Annotated in this window: 14 protein-coding genes; 9 read left to right on the forward strand and 5 right to left on the reverse strand. The window is 67.4% G+C overall.

The features are described from left to right. Positions 1 to 3: 3 nt before the first annotated feature. Genes AZL_RS06130 through AZL_RS06160 form a run of 7 tightly spaced genes read left to right on the forward strand, consistent with a single transcriptional unit; the run spans position 4 to position 7,601 of the window. Positions 4 to 2,475: a conjugal transfer protein TrbE-like gene (locus AZL_RS06130; RefSeq protein WP_012973776.1), complete on the forward strand. Its 2,472-nt coding sequence runs from the start codon at positions 4 to 6 to the stop codon at positions 2,473 to 2,475. Further along, the gene (locus AZL_RS06135) at positions 2,472 to 3,377 is read left to right on the forward strand and encodes a hypothetical protein (protein ID WP_012973777.1); all 906 of its coding nucleotides are present in this window, start codon (positions 2,472 to 2,474) and stop codon (positions 3,375 to 3,377) included. Before AZL_RS06130 ends, AZL_RS06135 begins: the two co-directional genes overlap by 4 nt. Positions 3,378 to 3,380: 3 nt before the next feature. Then, the gene (locus AZL_RS06140) at positions 3,381 to 3,575 is read left to right on the forward strand and encodes a hypothetical protein (protein ID WP_042442653.1); all 195 of its coding nucleotides are present in this window, start codon (positions 3,381 to 3,383) and stop codon (positions 3,573 to 3,575) included. A 6-nt stretch (positions 3,576 to 3,581) separates the two neighbouring features. Beyond that, the gene (locus tag AZL_RS06145) at positions 3,582 to 4,877 is read left to right on the forward strand and encodes a type IV secretion system protein (RefSeq protein WP_012973778.1); all 1,296 of its coding nucleotides are present in this window, start codon (positions 3,582 to 3,584) and stop codon (positions 4,875 to 4,877) included. Next, positions 4,874 to 5,644, forward strand: coding sequence for a hypothetical protein (locus AZL_RS06150; RefSeq protein ID WP_012973779.1), 771 nt, complete (start codon positions 4,874 to 4,876; stop codon positions 5,642 to 5,644). The genes AZL_RS06145 and AZL_RS06150 overlap by 4 nt, the downstream gene beginning before the upstream one ends. Further along, complete coding sequence (locus AZL_RS06155) at positions 5,641 to 6,597, forward strand: TrbG/VirB9 family P-type conjugative transfer protein (RefSeq protein WP_012973780.1); 957 nt, start codon at positions 5,641 to 5,643, stop codon at positions 6,595 to 6,597. Before AZL_RS06150 ends, AZL_RS06155 begins: the two co-directional genes overlap by 4 nt. Further along, the gene (locus AZL_RS06160) at positions 6,594 to 7,601 is read left to right on the forward strand and encodes a TrbI/VirB10 family protein (RefSeq protein ID WP_012973781.1); all 1,008 of its coding nucleotides are present in this window, start codon (positions 6,594 to 6,596) and stop codon (positions 7,599 to 7,601) included. The genes AZL_RS06155 and AZL_RS06160 overlap by 4 nt, the downstream gene beginning before the upstream one ends. A gap of 299 nt (positions 7,602 to 7,900) precedes the next feature. On the opposite strand, the gene AZL_RS06165 is transcribed toward AZL_RS06160, so the two are convergent. After that, positions 7,901 to 10,012 carry an ATP-binding protein gene (locus tag AZL_RS06165; protein WP_012973782.1) on the reverse strand — a complete coding sequence of 704 codons (2,112 nt, stop codon included), beginning with the start codon at positions 10,010 to 10,012 and terminating at the stop codon, positions 7,901 to 7,903. After that, positions 10,009 to 10,821: an SIR2 family protein gene (locus tag AZL_RS33300; RefSeq protein WP_012973783.1), complete on the reverse strand. Its 813-nt coding sequence runs from the start codon at positions 10,819 to 10,821 to the stop codon at positions 10,009 to 10,011. The genes AZL_RS06165 and AZL_RS33300 overlap by 4 nt, the downstream gene beginning before the upstream one ends. A gap of 28 nt (positions 10,822 to 10,849) precedes the next feature. Between AZL_RS33300 and AZL_RS35325 the strand changes: the two genes are divergently transcribed. Further along, positions 10,850 to 11,206: a hypothetical protein gene (locus AZL_RS35325; protein WP_148219230.1), complete on the forward strand. Its 357-nt coding sequence runs from the start codon at positions 10,850 to 10,852 to the stop codon at positions 11,204 to 11,206. A gap of 206 nt (positions 11,207 to 11,412) precedes the next feature. Here the strand turns inward: AZL_RS35325 and istB are convergent, their stop codons facing one another. Together istB and istA are read right to left on the reverse strand one after the other, a co-directional pair. Then, positions 11,413 to 12,168: an IS21-like element ISAzs2 family helper ATPase IstB gene (gene istB / locus AZL_RS06175; RefSeq protein ID WP_012972684.1), complete on the reverse strand. Its 756-nt coding sequence runs from the start codon at positions 12,166 to 12,168 to the stop codon at positions 11,413 to 11,415. A gap of 10 nt (positions 12,169 to 12,178) precedes the next feature. Next, positions 12,179 to 13,693 (reverse strand): IS21-like element ISAzs2 family transposase, encoded by a 1,515-nt coding sequence (istA, locus tag AZL_RS06180; protein WP_012973785.1) that lies wholly within the window; start codon positions 13,691 to 13,693, stop codon positions 12,179 to 12,181. Between the two features lie 763 nt (positions 13,694 to 14,456). Between istA and AZL_RS06185 the strand changes: the two genes are divergently transcribed. After that, positions 14,457 to 14,723, forward strand: coding sequence for a helix-turn-helix transcriptional regulator (locus AZL_RS06185; RefSeq protein ID WP_042442656.1), 267 nt, complete (start codon positions 14,457 to 14,459; stop codon positions 14,721 to 14,723). Here the strand turns inward: AZL_RS06185 and AZL_RS06190 are convergent. Further along, on the reverse strand, positions 14,707 to 15,963 hold the full coding sequence (locus AZL_RS06190; protein WP_012973787.1) for a tyrosine-type recombinase/integrase: 1,257 nt from the start codon (positions 15,961 to 15,963) through the stop codon (positions 14,707 to 14,709). The two genes, AZL_RS06185 and AZL_RS06190, sit on opposite strands and share 17 nt — an antisense overlap. Positions 15,964 to 16,128: the final 165 nt, after the last annotated feature.

Genomic DNA, 16,128 nt, shown 5'->3' on the forward strand with positions numbered 1-16,128 from the left:
GGCATGCTCGACCTGACCGCCTTCGACGACGGCTTTGATTCCTTGTCCCGGCACCTGCCGTGGGACTGCTTCGTCTGGCCCGGCGTGGTGCTGCTGGAGGAGGACGGCGCGCTGATGGCCGTCGTCGAGTACGGCGGGCGCGATCAGGACGGCCAGGACCCGGCCGAGCGGATGCAGACGGCGCTGGCCGCCGGCAACGTCCTGTTCCCCTTCACCGGCGGCTGGACCTTCCATTTCGAGATGCAGCGGCGGGAGGTCGGCGGATACCCGCGCTCCACCGGGGCGCACCCGGTGTCCGAGCTGATCGACGCCGAGCGGCGTGATCGCCTCGACGAGGCCGGCCGGCAGCTCCACACCCGCACCTTCGTGGCGATCACCTACACGCCGTCCCGGCCGACCACCCGCACGGTGGCCTCCTGGTTCACCCGCAACCCGCCCGAGCGCGCCAAGCCGGACGTCATGCGCGACCATGTCGAGCCGTTCCGGCAACTGGTTCTCCAGTTTGCGTCCCTGCTCGGCCGGGCGGTGGGGTGGGCCAGGCTGCTGGACGACGACGGCGTGCAGACCCTGCTGCACAACTGCGTTTCGCCCCTGTACCAGCGCCATGTCACCGCCCCTGACATCCCCGGCTTCCCGATCAAGGCCAACCTCGTGGACGTCGGCTTCAAGCCCGGCTCGTTCCCGGCCTGGAGCAACGGCGGGACGGAATGGCCGGTCCGGATAATCGGCATCGGCGGCTATCCCAAGGTCAGCCACCCCGGCCTGCTCAACGTGCTGGACAAGCTGCCCTTCGAGTTCCGCTGGTCGGTGCGCTTCGAAGCGATGGACCACGTCCAGGCGCGCGGTGTCTTCGCCGCGCTGTGGCGCAAGCACGACGACACCTCCTACGACTGGCGCTCGGTTCTGCTGCGCGCCGTCGGCGGCTATGCCGCCCTGCGCCACGACCCGGTCGGCGTCATGGAGGCGCTGGAGGCCGAGGCGGCACGCCTGGAGGCCGAGCAGGCCGGCACCAGTTCGGGCTGGATGACGCCGACCGCCGTGCTGTGGGGCCGCTCGGTGGAGGAGGTCGAGGAGCGCCGCGACGAACTGGTCAAGGCGTTGCGCACGCTGGGGTTCACCATCATCGAGGAGACCTGGGGCGCCGAACGCGCGTGGTACGGCACGCTGCCCGGCCATGTGCGGCCGAACCCGCGCAAGGTGCCGCTGACCCAGGTCCAACTCGCCGACTTCCTCATCCTCTCCTCCGCCTGGGGCGGACCCGAGCGCAACCCGCACCTCAAGTGCGATCCGCTGATGCAGTTGGAAGCCGAGGGCGGCACCCCGCTGATGCTCGACATCCACCAGGGGCAGGACGGGGCGGCGCTGGTGATCGGCCCGCCGCGCACCGGCAAGTCCACCGTGCTGGCCTTCATGGGCCACCAGTTTCTCGCCCGCGCGCCCGGTGCCCGTGTCGTGTGGATCGACGTGGACGCCACCGAGAGCACGTCGCTGGTGGCGACCTGGGCGGCCGGCGGCGAGTTCCTGTCCATGGGTTCCGGCGATGCCGCGCTGTCCGATCTGGCGCTTCAGCCCTTGGCTGACGTGGACACCCCCAACGGCTTCGCCTGGGGCCACGGCTTCGTCATGGACCTGCTGCGCCTTCAGGGCGTGCTGGGACCGGGGAACCTCTCGGCGGCCGAGGCCGGCGACGCGGTGGACGCCGCTCTGCACCTGCTGTCCGTCTCGCCGGAACCTGAGCGCACGCTGTCGCATCTCGCCCATCTGGTGCAGGACAACATCGTCCGCATCGCGCTGGAGCCCTATTGCCGCGGCGGCCCCTACGGCGACCTCGTCGACGCGGCGGAGGACCGCTTCCTCGGCTCTGCCTGGACCACGGTGGACATCGGCGCGCTGATCGACCGCGGCCCCGGCGCCGCCCCGGTGATCAAGGCGCTGTTCCGCCGCTTCTACCGGCTGTTCGAGGACGGTCGGCCGACCCTGTTCCTGGTGGACGAGGCGTTCAAGGCCCTGAAGCACCAGCCGGCCGAGCTGGACGAACTGCGTCGGCGCGGGCCGAAGAAGAACGTCGCCCTGGTGCTCGCCACCCACCAGCTCGACGACATCGAAGGCTCGGCCATCGCGGCGATGCTGAAGACCATCCAGGTCCTGGTGCTGCTGGCCGACCCCAACGCCGTCAAGCGCAGCATCCTGCGCGACTGGGGGCTGAACGCCACCCAGGCCGCTCAGGTCGCCCGCGCCATGCCGCGCCGCGACCTCTTCTTCAAGACCCCCGAGGGCAGCCGGCTCGGCCAACTCTCCCTCGATCCGGTGGCGCTCGCCGTGTGCGGCTGCGGCGGGGCCGCCCACAAGCGCCGCGCCTTCGAGCTGATGGCTGACACCGGGGCGCAGCTTTTCGCTGCGGCATGGCTGCGCCGCAACGGCTTGGCCGAGGCCGCCGACAGTCTGGAGACGCTTCATGAAGGAGGGACACCATGAGTACACGTTGGATGCGCATGTCCACGGCCATGGCCGTGGTTCTCGCCGTCACCGTCAGCTCGCCGCCCCCGGCTCACGCTTTTCTGGGCGGGCTGCTCAACAGCTTCTTCGGCGGCGGTGGCGGGGGCGGCTGCTTTTCCGAAAAGGGCGACGGGCTGTTCGGCACCGCGCTGTCCGCCGTCGCCGGCTACGTCACCGGCGGAGCCGCCGGAGCCGTCATGGGGGCCGGCTCCAGCCTGACCGGGAACGGCGGCTCTCCGGCGCCCGGCTGCCCGATCGTCGAGAGCAAGCCGCTGATGGTCGAGGGCATGGTGCAGCGCCAGGAAGTCGAGATCATCGCCCAGACCGCACACATGCTGACCCAGATCGACAACATGATCCGCATGCGCCGCCTCTCGGACCTCGACACCCGTGTGGAGGTCGCCGTCCGGCTCGGCGACGCCCGCCGCGCCGCCGGTCTCGTGGACCGGGTGCTGTGGAGCCTGGACGGCGTCGGCCGGCAGTTCGCCGACCTCTACCCCGATACGCTGCCGGAGGGGATGAGCGCCGCGGCGCTGGTGGAGCATCAGGCCGAGCAGGCGCGGCTCGCCCGCGACGCCAGCCGGGCGAGCAAGCTGGTCTCGGCCGAAGTGATGACCGGGATCGAGGACTACCCGGCCCGCGCCCGCGATCTCATGGCGGCGCTGAAGGCGTGCGACGGCCAGACCTGCGTCCTCGATGCCGGCACCCAGGCGACGCTGCTCAACGCCGAGGTCGCCGGCCAGCTCCTGATGATGCAGGCCGCCCACCACCGGGCGGCGGAAGCCCAGCTCGACTACGAGCAGGCCGCCGTCGAACGTGCCCGCCAGCACACCCGCATCAATTGGCAGGGCCTCGACACCTACGGCGCCCCGGGGAGCTGAGCCATGGGACTCCAGCACATTCTCCTCGCCCTCGGCGCGATGCTGGTTGTCAGCATCATCGGTGCTGTAGCACTGGTGCTGTACGTTCGGTCCGACCACGGGGCCTCCGCCCTGGAGCAGCTGGAGCGCAGCAACCCGGCCTGGGAGGGCATCGGCCGGTATGAGCGGCCGGTACCGGCCCGCCCCGTGCGGGAGTGACCGGCCATGGATGTCAGCGCCCTGTCGGTCGTCCTGCACCAGCTCACCGCCGCCGTGGTCACCGGCCTCGGCCTGCTCGGGCCGGACGTGCGGACGGCGTTGCGCCTGCTGATGATGCTGTCCTACACGCTGGCGCTGCTGCTCTGGCTGTTCGAGGGCAAGGCGGCGGTGCACGGCCCCTTCCTGCGCATGCTGCTGAAGTTCGCCGTCATCGGCGCCCTGGTCGAGTGGTTCCCCACCGGCTCCGCCGCCCTGATGCAGGCCGCCGCCCAGCAGGGATTGAACCTTGTGCCGGGCGGCGGCTTCTCCCTCGACGATCCCGGCTACATCGCCCACCTCGGCATCCGGGCGGTGATCCCGCTGATGCTGCGGGTCAAGGAGATGCTGGGGCCGGTCGACTTCTTCCTGAACTTCGTCGAGATCGTCATCTTCCTGCTGGCGGCGCTGGTGGTGATCGTCAGCTTCTGCATCCTGGCGATCCAGGTCTTCCTCGCCTTCCTGGAATACCGGCTGCTGTCGCTGGCGGCCTACCTCGCCATTCCCTTCGCCGTGCTGGGGCCGACCAGCTTCGTGGCCGAGCGCGCCATCGGCTACATCGCGGCGTCGGCCATGAAACTGTTGGTGCTGGGGGCCATCATCGCCGTCTGCGGCGCCACCCTGACCAGCCTGACCGTCCAGGGCACGCCGACCCTGGCCCAGGCCTTCGGCGTGGCGGTGCTGGCCGCCGCCATCTTCGTGCTGGCGATCAAGGCGCCGCGCGCCGCCGCCGGCCTGGTGAATGGCGGGCCGGTGATGGACGGCATGACGGCGCTGGCAGCACTCTGGACCGCCGGCTGGCTCGGCATGCGCACCATGGCGGGTGCGGCGGCGGCCACCGCCGGGTCGCCCGGCAGCCTTGCCGGCGGCGCCCTGGCGGCATGGGGCGGCCTGCGCCACATCGCCGGTGGTGCGACCTCGGTCGTCGGCAGCACCGGTCAGGGTTCTGGGGGTGTCGGCGGCGGCGGTGCCGGCAGCAGCGGTGGGTCTGCCACCGCCGCGGCCGGGCGCCGCTACCCGGCCGGCCGCTTCGGCGACTCTCGCGCCCCGCACGGCAACGGCTGGGACAAGCCGATGACCGAGGCCCAGCGCGGCGAACTTGACCGGCTCGCCGCCGGCCGCCCCGTCGATCACAATCTCACCCGCGGGCAGGCCAGCCGGCTCATCGAGCGCTGGGGCGGCGAGGATTCCTGGCTGCGCGCCGGCGACGCCGCCGGCTCCCGCAAGCCCGATCCCGACGCTCCGGAAAAGGGAGAGCAACCATGAGGGAGCGCGTCGTCAACGCCTACGATCCGCCCCCGGCCGCCGTGCCCGAAAGTGCCAAGTACCTCGCCGCCATGACCTACCGCGCCAGCCGCGAGGCCAAGGCGCTGCGGCTGAAGCGCTGGTACGGCGCCCTGGCTCTGCTCGGCCTCGGCTGGGGCGGCCTGATGACCTGGGACAATCTGCGCATCACCGGCCAGCTGGTGGAGATCGCCAGGTATAAGCCGGTCTACCGGGTGGAGCAGGAGATGGACGGCCACCAGCGCCTCGTGCTGCTGGACAACACCCTCACCGTGACCAAGGGCGCCCGGCTCAACGCCGTCCAATGGTTCGTGCGCTGGCAGCGCCAGATCGGCACCGACCCGGTGATGCTGGCGCGCGACCGCGCCGCCGCCCGCGCCCGGCTGACCGGCGGCGCCGAGCGCAAGTGGGACGCTCTGATCGCCGCCGACCTCGCCCCGGCCGAGGGCTGGACCCGCGACGTCGCCGACATCCGCGTCCAGGAGCGCGAGGCCGACCCGAAGACCGGCGCTACCGCCTTCTACGTGGTGTGGACCGAGACGGTGTACCGGGACTTCAAGCCGCGCGCGAAGACCCTGATGAGCGCCGCCGTGGTCACCGTCGACGGTCCCTCGCGCGACGGCGCGCTCGACGGCGTCTCGATCTCCGGCTTCTCCGAGCCCAGCGGCACGCCGCTGAAGGCCGAGACCAGGGAACCGGCCAAGGCACACCCCCTTTCCCAATCCGAGACGATGGAGCCCCAGCCATGAGACTCCCGGTTTCCCTGCTGGCGCTGCCACTGCTCGCCGCCTGCGCCACCGAGCCGCCCCCGGCGCCGGCCGCCGGCCCCGCCACCCCGCAGCGCCCCTACACCCTGGCCGACCTGCACATTCCGCCGACGGCGATGGAGCGGGAGCCGAAGGAGAAGGCGCCGCCGCGGCCGTCGCGGGCGCAGACCCGCAGTTGGGTCGGGCAGGCCAACGAGGCGGCGCTCGACCTGCCGACGCTGACCTGCTTCAAGGGCAAGAGCTGCGAATACTGGTATCAGCCCGACCTGCAGTACCTCGTCTACATGGCGGAGGGCAACCAGACCCTGGTCTGCCTGAAGCCCGGCGAGGTCGTGCGCGACATCGTCGCACCCGGCGCCCAGGTGTGGATCCCGCACCAGCCCTACAGCTTCGGCAAGGGAGCGCAACGCACGGAGTGCATCGCCTTCATGCCCCGCCGCGCCGGCCTCAACCAGCAGATCGCGCTGTTCACCAACGAGCGCAAGTACGACCTCAACGTCGAGACCCACCGGCAGGTCCACCACGTCGAAGTGCGCTGGCGCTACCCCGAGGACTACCTCGCCACCTTGAACGGTCAGGCGGCCGTCCTTCCCACCGCTGCCGGCGAGCGGCGCGACCGCATCACCGAACTGGCCTATCGCGACCGCCGCTGCACCTACACGCTGGAGGGCGACACGCCGGAATGGCGGCCGGTGCCCACGGCGGACGGCCAGCCGCCGGTGTGCGATGACGGCGAAGTGACCATCATCAACTTCACCCCCGGCGCGCTGGGGGCCTACGGCGCCCCGGTGCTCTGGCGCATCGCGCCGGACAGCACCCGGATGCCGGTGCAGTACGGCCGGATGAACGCCACCTACCGCGTCGCCGGCATCCACGACCACCTGCTGCTGGGCATCGGCGCGCAGGAAGTGCACATCCGGAGGACCCGCCCGTGACCTCGGCCAACGATACGCCCCCGCCGCTGTCGCCCGACCCGCTGGCCCGCCACCGGGTGGTGACCTCGGGTCCGCACGTCGTCCGCATCCTGCTGGTGGCGGCTGTGGTGATCGGGCTCGGGCTGGCGGCCTACATGCTGGGCCGCAGCCAGGGCGCCGGCGGCCTGCCCAAGCTGTCCGCCGCCCTCGGCCCGACCCAGCCGGAACCGCGGCTGCCCAGCTACGAGGACATGGCGCCCAGGCCGGCCCCGGCCCCGCCGCCGGTGCCCCGCATCGAGAAGAGGGAACCGACCCCTCCAACCCCTCGCCCGCAGGTCAAGGCTGTCCCCAAGGAGGACGAACTGCGCAAAAAGGCGATGGACGCCGGCGTCGGCGGCTGGAGCCGCAAGGAGGAGGGGGCGACCGTCGCCTCCGCCCAGGCCGGAGCATCGGACTTCGCCCCCGCCGGCTCCGATTGCCTCGTGCCGCCGGGGACGCCGATCCCCCTGCTGACGGTCAACCGGGTGGTGACCGGGCGCGGCGGCATCGTCACCGCGCGGGTGACCCAGGACGTCTGGGACGCCGGCTTCGCCTGCCTGGCGGTGCCCGCCGGCTCGATGGTGACGCTGGAGGTCGGCAGCGGTGTCACCAGGGGGCAGAAGCGCATCGAGGTGGCCAACCCGGTGATTACCCGCCCCTGGCCGCGCAACGACACGGTCCGCGTCGCCGCGGTCGGGACGGACGCCACCGGTGCAGCGGGGCTGCCCGGCTCGGTGGAGGTGCCGTGGCTGCAGACCGGGCTGCTGATCGCCGCCAGCACGGCCGTTGATGTTGCGTCTGCGGCGCTGACCGGCGGCGGCAGCCTGATCGGCGGCATCCTCGGCCACAGCATCGACCGCCCGCTCGACAAGGCGGCCAAGGACCTGCTCGAAGAGGCGCCCGTCATCACCCTGGATGCCGGGGAGCCGGTGCTGCTGCTGTTGCGCGGTGGGCTGCGGGCCGACAATTTCGGCCGTGACAACTGACCTTGGCGTAATCCGCACGACCGGCAGCCCTCGGCGCGAAGCGCCTCCAGAGCCTGTGCGGTCGTTGTATTCATCGAATCGGCAACGGCGATGACGCCGGCGAGGCAGTAGATGGTCGGCCTCCGATGCATACGCCTGAACCGGGCTCATGTCGGGGTTCGGAAAGAAGGTGTGACCGAATGTCATCCATGCGCTGAGTAATGCGGTACCCCTTGACCTTCCTGTGGCTGGAAGGTGCAGGCTGACGTGTTGCGCATCGGGTGCTGGCGTTCGCCAGAGCAGAACGTTGTTACGTTCCATCAGGCGACTTCTCCGGCGTCCTCAAGGGTTCCGGCCGCCTGCCATTCTTCTGCCAGCGTTTCCCAATCGATGGGGCGTGGACGTTCGCCGGTCCAGACTGCCCAGAAATCTGGATCGTCGGACCGTGGCCGCTGTTCGCGCGGCAAGTCTCTCATCCGCACCAGGACGGGAAGAGGCGCTGCCCAGCCGAGCAGGATGGCCTGTTGGGAGGGAAGGGTTGGAAGCTCGCCGAGCAGCGACCCCAGCGCATCGGGCACGAGTTTCCGGACAAGCGCTTGATCGAGGTCGTTCACGATCCGGTGGAGGAGGAAGGTGTTGCACTGCGCGAGCACGGTCGGGGACAGTTCGGACGGCCGCTGGGAAGACAGGAGCAAGCCAAGGCCGAACTTCCGACCCTCGCGGGCTATCCGCTCGAAAATTTGGCGGCATACGTCGGCAGCTGGGGCGCTGGCGCCGAGATCTCCTTCCTTGCGAAGGTATGTATGGGCCTCTTCCAGGACGAGCGTGGTCGGCAACGGCTCTCCCCTGGCCTTCTTGTATCGCTGAACGGCTTCAAATACGAGGCGGGCGATCACGGCGACGGTGACATGCACCACGTCCGAGGGGACCAGCGAAAGATCGAGAACCGCCACTTCGCCATTGACCGCTGCGTCCTCGCCGACAAATGCGTCCAGCCATTCGGCGAGGCTGGGCTCTCCATCGGGCACGATGATCGGCCGCAACCGGCTGTCGCCGAGCATGACCTGGATACGGTTTACCAGTGGCTCGACATTGGTCATGGCGCCGCCGCCCACCGCCATCGCCACCTCCTCTATCGTCGATGGCAGTGCCGATACATCAAACTCGGACGGAGTGTCCTCGCTTTTTTCCTCGATCTGGCTTTCGGGAGGAAACTCGTCGAGAAGATCCTGCAGCCCCTTGATTATCCTCTCGACATCAGTCTGGATGAAATCATTATAGCCGTTTCCCGATTGCCATTGCCGACTTAGTCTGACGGCTTCCGCCGTGTTGCCCAAGGCTCCAAGTTTTCGAATAAGGTTATGTTCGAAAAGACTGCTTGATGGCAACTTTCTCATGTCGGAATCGGTGGCCAGTTTCAAGCCGCCGACGCTTTCCCCAAAGTTCTTGTTTGCCGGAAACCCGCTAATGCTTGAGGGTATATTGGAAAATATCTGTTCGTATTGCCGCAGATAACCGCGGTAGCGGCGTTGCATCAAAGCCTTTACGTTTTCCAGCGATGACGTCGAATTTCTTAGGGCGCGCAACGCTTTCATCAGGAGGGGGCGCTGGGAGCCGGGTTGTGCGGCAGTGAAAGCGGCCCATTCCTGACTGTTCCAGAGCCATCCCGGCACCGCGAGGGCGTGATCCGCCCCATGCCCGCCAACGGCGAACGTGCGACACGTAAGTCCATCCGTCGAAAACGCCTTGCCATATTCACCATTGGGGTCGAGGACGATGAACCGGGCGTTCGGGCGTTTGGAGTCGCTGCGCTTCTCGGCGGCGGCTTCCAGCGACCAACGGATCACCCCGGCGACCGAGCAGGACTTTCCGCTTCCCGTGTTGCCAAGGATGGCGAGATGCCGCCCGAACAGCTTGTCAGGATCGATGGTGACGGGCGCATCCAGGCCGAAGGGGGCGTTGCCGATCTGGACGCGGCGGTCATCACCATGGCCTTCGATGATCGAGCGCGTCTGATCTCTGGAGGGCAAGAGCACGGGGTCGCCGACGGACGGCAGGACTGGAACACCGCGAACCATGCGGAACTGTGGGCGGCCGTTGCCGTCATCGCCATCCATGCAAAGCGTGCCGACCGGCGTCAGTTCGATGGTCCTGACCGGGATCGGAAGGTTCACCAACTCGTCGCCGCGAAGGGATGGTTTCGGCGAGGGGTAGCGCCCGATCGCGATGCGGGAGACGGCGCCCACGACGGCCCCGCCTTCGATCGGCATCAGCACATATGAGTTGATGCGCGGAAAGCCGGTCGGAACGCCGGTGTTCAGCGCTGTGGCCTGGGGAGCATCGAAATCCAGAATGACGTGCAGTTCGCGGGTGGATACCGCGCTGACCGTTCCGACCGTATGGGCCGCACTGCATTCGACGGGGCTGCTCATTTAAACAGGTCCTCCAGGTCGATGTCCCCGTCATCGCTATCGTCCGGGGAAGGCGGAGCGTTGGGCAGGGTACGCCGTTGCAGGAGCGTGACCATGCGGAACGCGATCGGGTCGATGGCCGGCTTGGGCAGGTAATGGGTCGCGAGATTTCTGACGTTGGCGAAGTGGCTCCCGAGCAGAAGGGTGATCTGCGAAGTCCGCCCGGTCGTTTCACAGAACTCCATCACCCGCTTATGGGGCTCGTTGCCGCCATCGCCATAGGAAATGATGACCAGATGTGTGGAGGGGATGGTCAACATATCGGCGAGGACTCGGTTCACGTGGTCGTCACCAAATCCATACCCATACGTCACCAGGACCGAATTCGGGCGGCTTGCGGCACACGAAAAATCGCGGAAAAGGTCGGCGTAGGGGTATGCCGCCGTTTCGATGTCCTTCGCCGCGTTGGGGTAGATCATGACCGAACGGGAAGGCGCCTCTGGCACCTCGGGATGGTTGTCGGCATCCGCGCCAAACCCAAGCGGAACGCGGTGGAGCATCCGGCCTTCCCGCCGCCAATCGATGGAACCGTGCAACTTGGTGTAGTGGACGACTCCTTCCAGCAGGCGTGGCTCGCCCCTGATTCCAGGGGGATTGTAGTGCAGGTCCACTTGGAGTCTGGATGATCGGAAGATGGGGTTGATGGCGCCGACGAACCGGTCGATGACCCGCAGCCCGGCAAGATCGCAGCCGAATTCCGCAAGGCGGTCGTAGTTCGTCGTAAAGATGTGGAGGCGCTCCCTTGACGCGGCTCGGCTTGCGAAGCTCATCAGGAACGAGATCAGGATCTGGTGGCCCTTGAGCCCTGCCTTCCGCTGGTTCGGTTTCTGCGGCGAGCCCTTGGTAGACGGCTCGCTCGGTCTGGAGGATCGAGCGCATGAATCCGGTCAGCACCCGGTCGATGGCGGTTTCCCATTCGGCTGCCGCGGCATCCATTCCGGCGACTCTGAAGCCTTCGGCCAAGGTGAGGGCGGCGGAAAGCTGGTCTTCGATGTTCGGGCGTCCTCGTCCCGAGTTTGCAGCTTTCTTCGTCGCGTAGGCGTTCAGTTTCTCTTCATGGCTGCAGCCAAACGTCACTGCCCCCATACCGGTGGCCGTGGCGCCTGCCTCATAGCCGATACCACTGGTGAAGCCGCTGCCCAGCAGCAGGGATAGGTGCTCGCTTTGAAAGACGGCGGAGAGCCAGGGCTCAATCTTCTTCCGATTGGCTGCGTATTTCGGCGAATTCGCCCAGGCGTTTCGGTTGAAAGCGCCCACCGTTTCGGCGAAAGCGCCCACCCGAATTGCAAGCTGGTGGGAGCCGGGGCCGAACCCTGGATTTACGTTATGAAGGTTGTGGGTTTGGTTGCCAAGCACCGGCCTTAGGTGTCGGGGGTTTCGCTGGCGGCATCGGCCTTGGTGCGGCGCATGGAGTCGCCATGCAGGTCGATGCGGTAGGCCCGATGCACGAGGCGGTCGAGGATGGCGTCGGCGTAGGTGGCATCGCCGATGAGCCGATGCCAGTTGGCCACGGGAACTTGGGTGGCCAGCATGGTTGCGGCCCGGTCGTGGCGGTCATCGATCACCTCCATCAGGTCCAGGCGCTGAGGCGCGGTCAGCTCGGTCATCGCCCAGTCATCCAGGATCAGCAGGTCGAGCCGGGCGATCCGTCGCAGCAGCCGGGCGAGCGAACCGTCCAGGCGGGCGGTGGCCAGATCGTCCAGCAGGCGGGTCAGCCGGGTGTAGAGTACGCTGTGGCCTTCCCGCGCCGCCTGGTTGCCGAGTGCACAGGCCAGCCAGGTCTTGCCGATCCCGGTCGGGCCGGTGATCAGAACCGGCCGGTTCTCCTTCACCCAGCGCCCGGTGGCCAGCTCGCGCACAACACCGCGATCGAGCCCACGCGGGGTGCGCAGGTCGAGGTCCTCCAGGCAGGCCGTCTGGCGCAGCCGGGCACGTTTCAGTCGGCTGGCGAGTGCGGTGTTGGCGCGCTCTGCCGCTTCCCGCTCGATCAGCGTGCCCAACTGCTCGTCGAAGGCCAGTTGGCCGCGATCGGGCAGGCGTTCCAGCGCCTCCAACCCCTTGGCCATGCCGTACAGCCGCAACTGGCGCAGCCGCTCGTGGTTGACGTGCTTCATCATCGTATCTCCGTCAGTGATAGTAGGAAGGGCCGCGCAGATTGGTGTGCTCGCCGGCACCGGCCGCGTCCGCCGTTGTGGCCGGGGGAGCGGTCAACCAGCGCTGGACGTAGCGGTAGGATCCGACGTTGGCCTCCAGCGCCGCCTGGCAGGCTTGCTCCAGCCGGCTGGTGCCGTGGGTGGCCGCCAAGCGGATCAGGCCGATCCCGGCCCGCACCGCCTGTTCGGGGTGATCGGCGCCGGCCAGGATGCGTTCGAACAGCAGCGCGGCGGCCGGGCCGATGGCGGCCAGTTCGGTCTGGATGGCATCGGGGGTGAAGCGGGCGACGGCCCGGTGGTTGGCGGGGCGATGGGCGTCCAGCGTCACGGTGGCGCCGTCCTGCCGGCGGACATGGCAGGCCATCCGCTTGCCGCGCAGGAAGACGCTGATCACGCCGGCGGTGCTGTGCACGTCGACCGTCTTGCCGATCAGCGTGTGGGGCACCGAGTAGACGCCGCCGTCGAGAGCGAGATGATAGTCGGGCGGGACCTTGTGGCGCGCCCAGGTGCCCGGCACGAAGCGGTCCGGCGGCAAGGGGCGCAGGGTCGGCTGCTCCTCGGCGGCGAACAGGCCGGCGCGCGTGTCCTGCGGCCGGCGGCTCAAGGGAGCGGCATTGAGGGTGGCCAGCTTGTCGCGCAAGGCCGCGTTGGCGGCGTCCAGCGTGGCGAAGGGCGTATCGCGCAGCGGGGCCAGCACCCGCCGCTCGACCTGCTGCACGCCGTTCTCGGCGCTGGGCTTGTCGCGCGGGCGCCGCACCCGGGCCGGCAGGACGGCGGTGCGGTAGTGCCGGGCGAGATCGTGATAAGCCGGGTTGATCGCCGGATCGTAGAAGGAGGCGTGGCTGACGCCGACCTTGAGGTTATCCGGCACCAGCTTGCCCGGCACGCCGCCCAGATGTTCGAACAGCCGGGCGTGGGAGGCCAGCCACTCCTCCGCCTGCTGGGTCCAGGTCGCCTCGGCATAGACGTAGCCCGAATACGGCAGGCAGGCGACAAACACCTGGGCCTGCCGCGCCTCAGCGCCGAGCCCGACGGTCAGCGTCATCCCAGCGTAATCAACCTCGATCGCCGCCCCCGGCCGATGTTCCCGGCGCAGACGCGGCTCGGCATGAGCACCCTGCCATGCCCGGAAATGCTGGACGAATTGGGTGTAGCGATAGCCGCCGGGATGGACCTCCAGGTATTCCTCCCACAGCAGCCGCAGCGTTACGCCACGGCGGCCGAGTTCCCGGCTGATGTGCCGCCAGTCGGGCACCGGGCGCGCCGACGTGACCGGAGGCGGGAACAGCCGCTCCTCCAGCTCGACGTCCGTCCAGCCCAGCACATCCGCGTACTGCAGCCCGGAGGCCCGTAGCCGCTCCAGGTAATCGCGCACGGTGCTGCGCGGCAGCCGGCAGGCATCGGCAATCTGCCGTTGGCTGGCGCCAAACTCATCCCGCAGACGAAGGACTTCTCTGATCCGCCGCATGTCCGACCTCGCTCGGGGCATCCCGATCCTCCTTGGCCTGTGCCGTGGAAAGATCATGGGGATGCCAAAGGCTGGTTCGGACCCCGATACCACCACTCCTACGGGTGGGCGAATTCACCGAAACGGCTGGGCGCTTTCACCGTTCTGCCCGGGCGCTTTCCGCCGTTCCCGCTGGGTGCTTTCCGCCGAAATATGCAATTGGCCTCGATCCACTTTGCCAGTGCCTCACTTTCGGGAGGAGGTTCGGGGTAGCTTGTCTCCCCATTCACGCGAAGGATGTGGGTCTTCGCCCAGTCAATCATGCTGTCCCCTCCCTATACGGAGTGGGATGGTATGCCTTGGCGGTTGAATTTGTGTTACCTACTCGCCCGAATAGGCGCCTGAGTGCGAGTCTGCCACGGACGCGGCCTGCAAGCTCAGTAACTGATACCGACGGCGGCTGACCAACCGGACGGCACGGAGAAAACCGGTGCCTGCCGGATCGTGAGCGGTGAGTTGCCAGAGAAGAATGATGCAGGCGGTCGGACCCGAACCGACATGTTCGTAGGGGCGGCAGATTTTGAAGAGAGCCGCGCCTGCCACAGGACAAAGGTGCGCTACTGCTTGCTGCCCCCGCGGCTTCTCCAGCGCTCCTCATTGACTCCTACGCTGCACCTGCCGACGAGACAGAACCCCGCCTTTGTGTACGCCACAGCCCGATATTGCCGCACTACATGCAAAAGGGTCTTCCAATATCAACGCCTATCGTTCTCAATCGATCACAGCAGTTGTGAGGAGATTGACCATGGGCCAGACCGAGAAACTAGTTATTCGGAAAACCATCAGGCGGCACCAACTGCGTGAGATGGTGCCGCTCGCTGACAGCACGATCTATGAGATGGAGCAGCGTGACGAATTTCCCCGGCGCTTCGCGCTCTCCCCACGCTGCATTGTCTGGGACCTTGCCGAGGTCGAGGCTTGGTTGATGGCGCGCCGCGCCGCGCCGATCCGCCGTGCTCAGCACCCCGACGTCACGAAACGCAAATCACGTCCAGTCAGAGGGCGGGATTAAGCTCAACGAGGGGCATAGCGGGCGGCAAGAGCGTTGGGACGTGCTTCCGCCCCTCCACCCACGCGTCCACGATGTCGGCCCATTCCTGCATCATATGCCGGCGCTGAACTTCATACTCAGCCTTGTTGTAGACGCCTCGCGACGAGCGCCCGTCTTCATGCGCCAAGCACTTCTCGATCCAGTCGCGGTTGAAGCCCAGCTCATTCAGCAGCGTCGAGCCTGTCCGCCGCAGATCGTGGACCGTGAACGGCTCAAGCGGCAGCCCCTCCTTCTTCGCCTGCTCCACGACGGCGTAGGTGATTCGGTTAAAGGTCGCACGCGACATCGGGGCGTCCGCATCGTACCGTGAGGGAAGCAGGTATCGCGAATTGCCCGCACAAGTCTTGAGCGCGATCATGATGTCGAGGGTTTGCCGGCACAGGTAGACGTTGTGAGCCTTTGATCGCTTCATGCGCTCCTTCGGGATCGTCCAGACCGCGTTCTCGAAATCGACCTCATCCCAGACCGCATCCTGCAGCTCGCTCTTCCGGACCATCGTCAGGAGATAGAGCTTCATGCCGAGGCGGATCGTGGGCAGTGTCGCGACATGCTCAAGCTGCTTGAGCATAATGCGGATTTCGGTGGGGGAAAGGGCACGATCCTTCGGGGTGAACGTGGCGATCGAGGAAGGACCGACGTCATCAGCCGGGTTGTCCACCTTCTCGCCGTCGAGAATCGCGAAGCCGTAGATCTGCTTCAGAATATCGCGCACATGGATCGCTGTTGCCGGGGCGCCCCGGTCGACGATCTTGCCGCACTGGGCGCGAAGATCGTCGGGCGTGATCTCGGTCAGCAGGCGGTTCCGCCACACAGGCAGAAGCTCACGCTCGAAAATGGAGCGGCGCATGGCCCGGGTGCTGTCGGCCATCGGCGCGTTGGTGATCCACTTCTCACCGAACTCGCCGAAGCTCTTGGCCTCTTTGAGGCGCCGCTTCGCCCGCTGCTTTTCGATGGCGGGCGAACGGCCCTCGCTGACCGCTCGCCGCGCGTCCAGGCAGAGCTCGCGAGCCCGAGCGAGTGAGATGCCGTCCCGACCGTACTTGCCGAGATAGACCGTTTCGCGCCGGCCGTTCAGCCGATAGTCGAGCCTGAACGACACCGTGCCCGACGGGTCTACGCGCACATACATGCCGTCCCTGTCGGCGACCTTATAGACTTTGTCCTTTGGTTTCAGTGCCTTGATCGCCGCATCGGTCAGCATCCCATGTCACCTCTCAAAAAGTACCGTCAAGCGGCTTTTGGGGGCTCTCATCGGGAAAAGCGGCGTTTAATCAGATGTTTACGCCAAAAAAGTACCGTCAGGAGCCGTGCTGCTCATGACGGTACTTTTGATTTTCGCAATCGTCAATATGGGCGAGGGCCGTCA

The sequence above is a fragment of the Azospirillum sp. B510 genome, from assembly GCF_000010725.1.
GTDB classification, from domain to species: Bacteria; Pseudomonadota; Alphaproteobacteria; order Azospirillales; family Azospirillaceae; genus Azospirillum; species Azospirillum lipoferum_B.

Bases quoted from the DNA above. Each gene is read 5' to 3' on its own strand.
- istA (WP_012973785.1), bottom strand. From the start codon at position 13,693: ATGCCCCGAGCGAGGTCGGACATGCGGCGGATCAGAGAAGTCCTTCGT.
- AZL_RS06190 (WP_012973787.1), bottom strand. From the start codon at position 15,963: ATGCTGACCGATGCGGCGATCAAGGCACTGAAACCAAAGGACAAAGTC.
- AZL_RS06135 (WP_012973777.1), top strand. From the start codon at position 2,472: ATGAGTACACGTTGGATGCGCATGTCCACGGCCATGGCCGTGGTTCTC.
- AZL_RS06155 (WP_012973780.1), top strand. From the start codon at position 5,641: ATGAGACTCCCGGTTTCCCTGCTGGCGCTGCCACTGCTCGCCGCCTGC.
- AZL_RS06145 (WP_012973778.1), top strand. From the start codon at position 3,582: ATGGATGTCAGCGCCCTGTCGGTCGTCCTGCACCAGCTCACCGCCGCC.
- AZL_RS33300 (WP_012973783.1), bottom strand. From the start codon at position 10,821: ATGAGCTTCGCAAGCCGAGCCGCGTCAAGGGAGCGCCTCCACATCTTT.
- AZL_RS06130 (WP_012973776.1), top strand. From the start codon at position 4: ATGCTCGACCTGACCGCCTTCGACGACGGCTTTGATTCCTTGTCCCGG.
- AZL_RS06150 (WP_012973779.1), top strand. From the start codon at position 4,874: ATGAGGGAGCGCGTCGTCAACGCCTACGATCCGCCCCCGGCCGCCGTG.
- AZL_RS06185 (WP_042442656.1), top strand. From the start codon at position 14,457: ATGGGCCAGACCGAGAAACTAGTTATTCGGAAAACCATCAGGCGGCAC.
- AZL_RS06140 (WP_042442653.1), top strand. From the start codon at position 3,381: ATGGGACTCCAGCACATTCTCCTCGCCCTCGGCGCGATGCTGGTTGTC.
- istB (WP_012972684.1), bottom strand. From the start codon at position 12,168: ATGATGAAGCACGTCAACCACGAGCGGCTGCGCCAGTTGCGGCTGTAC.
- AZL_RS06165 (WP_012973782.1), bottom strand. From the start codon at position 10,012: ATGAGCAGCCCCGTCGAATGCAGTGCGGCCCATACGGTCGGAACGGTC.